7 protein-coding genes are annotated in these 8,570 nt (G+C 66.3%); 1 reads left to right on the top strand and 6 read right to left on the bottom strand.

All coding sequences use genetic code 11. The features are described from left to right. The 6 genes from pcnB to dksA form a co-directional block, all read right to left on the bottom strand. Positions 1-1,350: polynucleotide adenylyltransferase PcnB (pcnB, locus tag BIS11_RS06065; RefSeq protein WP_253585824.1), on the bottom strand; the 1,350-nt coding region annotated here is incomplete at its 3' end. A gap of 851 nt (positions 1,351-2,201) precedes the next feature. After that, positions 2,202-3,566 (bottom strand): sigma-54 dependent transcriptional regulator, encoded by a 1,365-nt coding sequence (locus tag BIS11_RS06060; protein ID WP_253425356.1) that lies wholly within the window; start codon positions 3,564-3,566, stop codon positions 2,202-2,204. Next, positions 3,544-6,489: an ATP-binding protein gene (locus tag BIS11_RS06055; protein ID WP_253585823.1), complete on the bottom strand. Its 2,946-nt coding sequence runs from the start codon at positions 6,487-6,489 to the stop codon at positions 3,544-3,546. Before BIS11_RS06055 ends, BIS11_RS06060 begins: the two co-directional genes overlap by 23 nt. Beyond that, positions 6,479-6,655, bottom strand: coding sequence for a hypothetical protein (locus BIS11_RS06050; protein ID WP_253425464.1), 177 nt, complete (start codon positions 6,653-6,655; stop codon positions 6,479-6,481). Before BIS11_RS06050 ends, BIS11_RS06055 begins: the two co-directional genes overlap by 11 nt. 1 nt (position 6,656) lies before the next feature. Further along, the gene (gene gluQRS, locus BIS11_RS06045; RefSeq protein ID WP_253425461.1) at positions 6,657-7,556 is read right to left on the bottom strand and encodes a tRNA glutamyl-Q(34) synthetase GluQRS; all 900 of its coding nucleotides are present in this window, start codon (positions 7,554-7,556) and stop codon (positions 6,657-6,659) included. Between the two features lie 90 nt (positions 7,557-7,646). Further along, positions 7,647-8,084 (bottom strand): RNA polymerase-binding protein DksA, encoded by a 438-nt coding sequence (dksA, locus tag BIS11_RS06040; RefSeq protein WP_227389785.1) that lies wholly within the window; start codon positions 8,082-8,084, stop codon positions 7,647-7,649. Between the two features lie 182 nt (positions 8,085-8,266). Here dksA and BIS11_RS06035 point away from each other — a divergent pair. Further along, a partial coding sequence (locus BIS11_RS06035; protein WP_253585822.1) for an aminotransferase class I/II-fold pyridoxal phosphate-dependent enzyme occupies positions 8,267-8,570 on the top strand: 304 nt, incomplete at its 3' end.

The raw sequence follows: 8,570 nt of genomic DNA, 5'->3' as shown, positions 1-8,570 counted from the left end.
GCGCCGCCGGTCGCCCTGGCTTGCCGGGTCACCGCCGACCTTCTGCAGCAGGCGGCGCTGCTCGTGCTCGTCGCCGTGCTGGAACGCTTCCCACCAGTCACCCAGGCCGCGCGGCAGCTCGCCGGCCTGCTCGCGCAGCAGCAACAGGTCGAAGGCGGCGCGAAAACGCGGGTGCTCGCGGGTCTGGAAGGCGCGCTTGCCGCGCCGCATGGGCAGACGGGCCTGCAGCTCCCAGATTTCGCGCATCGGCATGCCGAAACGCTTGGGGATCGAGACGTGCTGGAGCTGGCGGGCGCTGACCTGCTGCGCGGCGAGCTGCAGCGCCGGCACGGACGGCATGCCTTCGTTTTCGAGCGCCATCGCCTGGAGTGCCACCGGGCCCCACAGAAACGCCGCGAACAGAAACGCGGGGGTGACCGGGCGCTCCTCGGCGATGCGCTTGTCGGTATTGATCAGCGCCTGCTCGATCAGCGCCTCGACCCAAGGCTCGTCGGCCATGGCCTCTTCGGCCTCGGGGAACAGCATCCCGAACAGGCCGTAGTAGCTCAAGAGCTGGAAGGTCACGAGGCCATGCCCGGACATGAACAGCTTGAGCGCCTCGTCGAACAGCCGCGCCGGCGGAATCTGCAGCAGCAGCGGGGCGAGTTCGAACATCGGCGCTTCGGTGTCCGGGGCGATCTCGAAGTCGAGCTTGGCGGCGAAGCGCACCGCGCGCAGCATGCGCACCGGGTCCTCGCGATAGCGGGTCGCCGGATCGCCGATCAGGCGCAGGGTACGGGCGTTGATGTCGCCGATACCGCCGGCGAAATCGTGCAGCGAGAAGTCGGCGATGCTGTAGTAGAGGGCGTTGACGGTGAAGTCGCGGCGCAGCGCATCCTCTTCGATGCTGCCCCAGACGTTGTCACGCAGCAACAGGCCATCGTCGGACTGGTGGGCGATGTTCTCGCCATGCTCGTCCTGGGGCTTGCCACGGAAGGTGGTCACCTCGATCACTTCGCGGCCGAAGCGCACGTGCACGATGCGAAAGCGTCGGCCGATCAACCGCGAGTTGCGAAACAGGTCGCGCACCTGCTCGGGCGTGGCATCGGTGGCCACGTCGAAATCCTTCGGCATCTTGCCGAGCAGCGCATCGCGAATGCACCCGCCCACCAGATAGGCACCGAAACCCGCGCCATCCAGACGGTAGAGCACCTTCAAGGCGGCATCGCTGATCTGCTGTCGAGAAATGGGATGCTCGGAGCGAGGAATGATCTGCAGCGCTGGCGCCTTGGCGGGGCTCTGCGGGGAGGCGGGCGGGGTCTTCACTTGCTCTCCCGAACCAGGAAAAAAGCGGGTAAGTCCTCTAAACATGCGTCGATATCGACTCGCGGTTAATCAGAATAAGTAGGTTCACAAGGGCAACGATAAATGATAAGTCGCTGAGTGTAGCCGACCCTCATGCGCCTTGCAAAGCGTCCTGACAGGGTCTGTACGAGGTGCGTTCGAAAAAGGCATGCCCTGGACGCGGAAAGGGGAGGCTAAGATAGCCTCCCCTGTCAATTGGGTAAATCAGCATCCGTGCTGCTGTTTTTCTTCATGATGGCACATCGCCCTGAATACGCACCGCAGTCAGCAAGATTGTACTTACTTGGCTCCGACCGCCTCGTATTCAAAACAATAATCCAACCGCGAACTTCTCTCACCCGGCGAGTTGTTGTTGGCTCCGGGCTGTACACTTCGAGCGTTTGTTCTTGTTGGCTGCTCGACCCGCGTACGTCGCGTCCTTTTTCGGGCTCCTGCTGGCTGTTGTTGTTCTTGTCGAACGCCCGTCACGGGCGTCAGCAAGTGGCGAGACTCAAGCCGTTATCGTTGTGTTCTGCTTCATCTCACTCTTCGCACGTTGTTATTGTTGTGGCGAAGCGTTCGCGGTGTCGGTTGTTCTTGTTGTTGCCACCGCTGCCCGTTTTCTATTTTTCTTACCCGGTAATACTGCACTGCGCGTGCCACTTATAAAAAAAGAAAGTTAATTCATGCGCTTGTGAATTAGTGGGCGTGCCAGGATGGTGTGCGCTCGAAAAGTGTTACCCGAAAAACGCCGTTTTTTAACCCGCGTGGGTGGGACGGTAACAGCGCCGAACAACACGATTTCGTGAACATTTCTTATTCAAATCAGGCTATTGGACGTTGGTCGTAGACGGTGCATGCGCGTGGCAGGAATGCACTCAATTGGGGCGTTTGGAGGTCTTCTTGCGCGGTATGCCCAGCCGCTGGCGCCTTTCCCACAGGCTCTTGCGACTGATGCCAAGCTTGTGGGCAAGCTCGGTCTCGCTCATCTGATCCTGATGCTCGAGCACGAAGTGCTGGAAATAATCCTCCAGCGACAGATCCTCTTCATCGTCGTCCAGCGGTACCGACTCGGGGGCGGGGGCAGCGGGGCGATGAACGATCGGGCCAAGGCCCAGGTCGTCCGGGTGAATCAGGTGGCCCTCGGCCAGGATCACGCCGCGCTCCAGGGCATTCTCGAGCTCGCGCACGTTTCCCGGCCAGGGGTAGTCCTGAAGGTCCTGGCGGGCCGCACGTGAAAGCTTGAGCCCGGGGCGCTCGTGGCGCTTGCAGGCTTTCTCGAGCAGGATGTCGGCGATCTTGAGCACGTCCTGCTCGCGTTCGCGCAAGGGCGGCAGGGCGATCTGCATGACGTTGAGGCGGTAGTAGAGATCGAGGCGAAATTCGCCGCTTCGGGAAAGCGCGCGAAGATCGCGGTGGGTGGCGGTGATCAGGCGCACGTCGACGTGACGGGTCTCGACCGAGCCGATCTTGCGGATCTCGCCTTCCTGAAGCACGCGCAGAAGCCGCGCCTGGGCATCCAGCGGGAGCTCGCCGATCTCGTCGAGAAACAGCGTGCCGCCGTCGGCGGCCTCGACCAGCCCGGTACGGGCCGCACTCGCCCCGGTGAAAGCGCCTTTCTCGTGGCCGAACAACTCGGATTCGATCAGCGTTTCCGGGATCGCCGCGCAGTTCACGCAGATCAAGGGGGCCTTGGCGCGCTTGCTCTGCTGGTGCAGCGCTCGGGCGACCAGCTCCTTGCCGGTGCCGGACTCGCCCTGGATCAGCACGCTGACGTCCGCCGGGGCGGTCTTGCGAATGCGCGTGTAGACCTCTTGCATCGCCGCGCAGTCGCCGATCATGGTCTGGCGGGTGCCGCGCTCGTCGGTGATCGCCGGGGCGACGTCCCGGGCCCGGGCGCGCTTGTGGAGGATGCGCTCGACGGTCTCGAGCAGTTCGGTGTGATCGAAGGGCTTGGCGACGTAGTCCACCGCGCCCTGCTTGAGCGCCTCGATGGCCGACCGCATGCTGGCATAGCTGGTCATGATCAGCACCGGCGCCGGGGCGGCGGCGTCGATCAGCACGGTGCCCGGCTCGCCGGGCAGGCGCAGGTCGCTGATGATCAGATCGAACTCGGCGAGCGCGAGCAGCGCGGCGTCCTCGACGCTCGGCGCCTCGACGACGTCGTAGCCGCTGCGCTCCAGAAGACGTTTCAGGGCGCTGCGAATAATCGTTTCGTCTTCAACAATCAGTATCCTGGCCATGTAGAGGTCGATCATCCTGTGGGTAAAGCGGCAGCCAGAGCGTGATGGCGGTGCCGCGCGACCGGCCGCTCGGCGGCGAGGCGCATTCGATCCGGCCCTGGTGCTCGTTGATAATCTGGTAGGCGACCGAGAGCCCGAGCCCGGTGCCTTCGCCCGGCGGCTTGGTGGTGGTGAAGGGCTCGAACAGGTGATCCTTCACGCTGGGCGCGATGCCCTCGCCGTCGTCGGTCACCCGCCACCAGGCGTACTCGCCCTGCTCGCCGGCCTCGATGATCACCTCGCCGCCCACCTTGCAGGCGTCCCGGGCGTTGCCGAGCAGGTTGACCATCACCTGGGTGAGGCGCTGGGCGTCACCCTTGACGACGACATGGCCAGGGCTTGCGTTGACAAAGCCGACATCCTCCCCCGAGCGGGCCAGGTGGATCAAGTGTAGCGCATCGTCGCCGATCGCCTTGAGCGCTACCGCCTCGCTCGGGGCCGGCAGCGCCTGGCGCCCGCCGTGGGCGAAGCCTACCAGGGCGTTGACGATGCGCGTCACCCGCTGGGTGAGTTCCTGAATATGGTCGGCGGTTTCCAGCAGCGCCGGGTCGCTGGTGTCGAAGCGCAGGTTCTGGGCCAGCGACGAGATGCCGGTGATCGGATTGCCGATCTCGTGGGCGACCCCGGCGGCGAGCTGGCCGATCGAGGCGAGCCGCGCGGCGTGCACCAGCTCCTCCTCGAGCCACTTCATCTCGGTGTGATCCTCGACCAGGATCACGCTGCCGCCGCGGCTGTCGAGCCCGCTCAGGGTGGCCTGCTGCAGGGTCAGAAAGCACTCTCGACCATGTAACCTGGCGGGCTGCTTGTAGAGTGGCGTATGGGGCGCGTCGAGCACGCCGGCCAGCAGCGCCGGCCAGGGCGCCGGGAGGCTATCACGGCGCGAGCCGACCACGCTGTCGCCGGGGATGCCGGAGAGCTCGGCCAGCGCCTGGTTCCACAGCGTGATCTCGCCGTCATCGCCAAGCACGCAGAGCCCGACCGGCAGGTGGGCGAGGGTCTGGCGGTGGTGGCGGCGCAGCCCGTCGAGCTCACGGGCAAGGCCGGTCAGCCGCGACCGGTAGGCTTCGAGCCGGCTCTCGACGAAATGGATGTCGTCGGTGCCCGGGGTCTCGTCGTGGCGGTAGGGCAGGTAGCGGTCGACGATGTCGCGGGCCACCGATGGCCCCATCAGCCCGGACAGGTTCGCCTGAATGCGATCGCGCAGCCGGCGCAGGGCGTAGGGGCGGCGCTCGTCGTGCGTCAGGTTCAGCGCCTTGAGCGCCCGGGTGACCTCGCGACCGGCGGCTTCGTCGCCCAGCGCCCCGGCCAGGTGCTGAGTGAAGTCGCCGGCGGTGGCGGCTTCCAGGGGCAGGCGCTTGGAGCGGATCACCGCGTCCACCGAGCACGCCTCGGCGGCGGAGTGCTCGCCGTCGGAGGTGCGGGTGAACAGCGACATGACGATCAGCAGCACGATGTTCACCGAAAGCGAAATCAGCGTGGTGGTGTACCAGCTCGGCGCATCGGCAGGCATCAGGTCGAGAAACGGCAGGCGCGGCAAAGGTGTGGCGAGCAGCAGCGGCAGCCACAGCCCCCACAGCCAGACCAGCGTTCCACCGGCGAGCCCCGCCACCATGCCGTTGCGGTTGGCCCCGGGCCAGTAGAGCAGCGCCAGCAGGCCGGGCAGGCACTGGGCGATGCCCACGAAGGCGGCCAGGCCCAGGTCGGTCAGTGAGTGCTGGCGGCTGACGCCTTCGGCGAACAGCCAGCCTCCGGCCACCACGCCTACCATCAGCGCCCGGCGCAGCCACAACAGCCAGCCGTAGAGGTTGCTTCTGGCCTCCGGCGGGCGGGCGACGAGCACCACGTGGTTGAGCACCATGCCCGATAGCGCGATCGCCATCATCATCATGGTGCCGCTGGCCGCCGCCAGGCCCGCCAGAAAGGCGAGCGCGCCGACCCAGGGGTTGGTCGAGAGCAGAAACGCCGCGTAGGCGGTGATCGGTATCTCGCCGTGCTGGGCCTGGGCGGCCCACCAGATCAGCGGCACCGGCAGCGCCATCAGCAGCAGAAACAGCGGCAGCGTCCAGCTCGCCTGTAGCAGCGCCTGGCGCGACAGGCTCTCGGCGAAGGTGAGCTGGAAAAGATGCGGCATCAACAAGGCGGCGGCGAAGAACAGCAAGAGCAGGGTGCGCCACTGGGCGGGATCGAGCTTGGGCGTCGCCGCCTGGGCCGCGGCCCCGGGCCCGTCGAGCCACTGCTGCAGATCCTGGGGCCCGTTGAACACCCCCCACAGGGCAATGGCGCCAAGGGCGAGCAGGGCGGCGAGCTTGATCAGCGACTCCAGCGCGATGACGCTGAGCAGGGTGTCGTGACGCTGCTGGTGGCGGTGGCGAGCGCCGAACAGGATCGCCCCCAGGGTGACGAAGGCGCAGAAGACGAACGTGGCCACTTCGCTGTAGCGGCTGTGGGTCAGGTGGAAGGCCGCCTCGCTCAGCGTCTTCACCTGGATGCCCAGCAGCGGCAGTACCGCCACCAGGCTCAAGAGCGTCACCAGCGACCCGACCCAGCGCGAGCGAAAGCGAAACGCGAACAGGTCGGCAAGCGAGGCGAGCTGGTAGGTGCGGGTGATGCGCTGAACGGGCACCAGCAGCACCGGCGCCAGCAAGAACACGCCCGCCGCGCCGAGGTAGTAGGCAAGGTAGCCAAACCCCGCTTCGGCGGCGAGCTCGACGCTGCCGTAGATCGCCCAGGCGCTGGCATAGAGCCCCAGCGCCAGGGTGTAGACCAGCGGATGGCGGGTGACGCGCACGGGAATCAGGCCGCGCTCTACCGCAAGCCCCGCGCCCAGCAGCAGGGTGAAGTAGCCAAGGCCGAGCACGATGACGCCCAGAAGCTCAACGCTCATCCAGTTTCCTTTTCTGTTCGAGCCACAGGGTGAGCGCGATCAGCCCGCCCCAGATCACGAAGGGGCGATACCAGGCGGTGCCGGGCTCGCCCCAGCCATCCATCAGCACCGGCGAGAGCAGGTAGCCACCGAAGACCAGAAACAGCACCAGGCGATAGACGTACATGTCAGCCTTCCTCGGGCTCTGGGCGCTCTCTGAGCGGGCGAAGGCGCTCCGGGTGCCAGTGGGCCACCGCCCACTCGAGCTGGCGGGCAGGCAAGGCACCCGCGAGATCCGCAGGCGGCGCCTGGTCGAGGGCGTTGATCGCCTGGAACAGCGCCCGGCGTACCGCGTCGGGGTGGCAGGCGAGCGGCGGGGCCAGGTTCTGCTTGGAGAGTTTCTGCCCCTCGCGGGTGACGATCAGCGGCAGGTGCAGGTAGCGCGGTACCGGGTAGCCGAGGGCCGCCTGGAGCTGGCCCTGCCAGGGGGTGTTGTCGAGCAGGTCGACCCCGCGCACGATATCGCTCATGCCCTGCTCGGCGTCGTCGACCACCACGGCGAGCTGGTAGGCCCACAGCCCCTCCTTGCGCTTCAGGACCACGTCGCCGAGCTCGGCGGGGTCGAAGCGCTGCTCGCCGAACAGCCGGTCCTGCCAGTGGATGGGGCGCCGGGCGAGGTCGCTGCGCAGCCGCCAGGCCACGGGCTTGCCGGGCTCGCGAAGCCCCTCGCGGCACCAGCCGGGGTAGACGGCGTGGGCCTGCCACTGCTTGCGCGAACAGCTGCACGGGTAGGCGAGCCCCCGTTCGATCAGTTGCTCGAGGGCGTGCTGGTAGGCTTCATGGCGCTGGCTCTGGTAAACCACCGGGCCGTCCCAGTGAAGCCCGAAGGCCTCGAGCTGGGCGAGAATGGTGTCTGCCGCCCCTTCGGGGCAGCGCGGCGGGTCGATGTCCTCGATGCGCAGATGCCATTCGCCGCCGGCGGCGCGGGCGTCGAGGTAGCTGCCGAGGGCGGCGATCAGCGAGCCGAAGTGCAGCGGGCCGGAGGGCGTGGGCGCGAAGCGGCCGCGATAGCGAGAGGATGTGTCCATGGCGCCCATGATGGGTCAGGTGGAAGGGGCGGCAAGCCACGAAAACGGGCACGCGAAGGTGCCCGTTCGAGAAGTGCGATCGAGCGTCGATCAGCCGCCGAGCTGCTTCTCCTTGAGTTCGGCCAGCGTCTTGCAGTCCACGCACAGGGTGGCGGTGGGGCGCGCTTCGAGCCGGCGAATACCGATCTCGACGCCGCAGGCCTCGCAGAAGCCGTAGTCGTCCTCGTCGATCTTCTCGATGGTCTCGTTGATCTTCTTCAGCAGCTTACGCTCGCGATCCCGAGTGCGCAGCTCCAGGCTGAAACCCTCTTCCTGGGTGGCCCGGTCGGCCGGGTCGGCGTAGTTGTTGGCGTCTTCCTGTAGGTGGCGCACCGTGCGGTCCACCTCTTCCATGAGGTCTTGCTTCCAGTCGAGAAGCAGCTGGCGAAAGTGCGCAAGCTGCTTGTCGTTCATGTACTCTTCACCCGGTGCCGGCTGGTACGGAGTAAAGGATTTGGACGCTTCCGGTTTCTGTTCCGCTACTGGCATGGGAGTGCCCCCTACTTATGTGACTGTCGATCGACCGTGACGACGCCACGATGTCACGCCAAAGGGATGCTTGTTTAGCCTAAATCGACGCCCCTTGCAAGCATAATGGGCGTCATTAGACGATAGTTCTACTACCTGCCGCCGTCGCGCACTTCGACCGTTCGATCATCCAAGGAGCCCGCATGGGTTGGAATCCACGCCTTGAGCAGGTTGCGCCGTTTCGCGTCATGCACCTGCTGGAAATGGCCCAGGCCCGCGAGGCCCAGGGCTTTGACGTCATTCATCTGGAGGTCGGCGAGCCCGACTTCCCCACGCCGGCGCCGATCGTCGCCGCCGGCCAGCAGGCGCTGGCCGAGGGGCGCACCCGCTACACGCCGGCGGCGGGGCTGCCCGCGCTTCGCGAGGCGATCAGCGGCCACTACCGTGATCACTTCGGTGCTTGTGTCGATCCTGCGCGCATCATCGTCACCCCCGGCGCCTCCGGGG

It is taken from the genome of Halomonas sp. 707D4 (genome assembly GCF_024158685.1).
In the GTDB taxonomy this organism is placed as follows: Bacteria; Pseudomonadota; Gammaproteobacteria; order Pseudomonadales; family Halomonadaceae; genus Vreelandella.
This window is presented reverse-complemented; position numbering and strand designations above follow the sequence as displayed.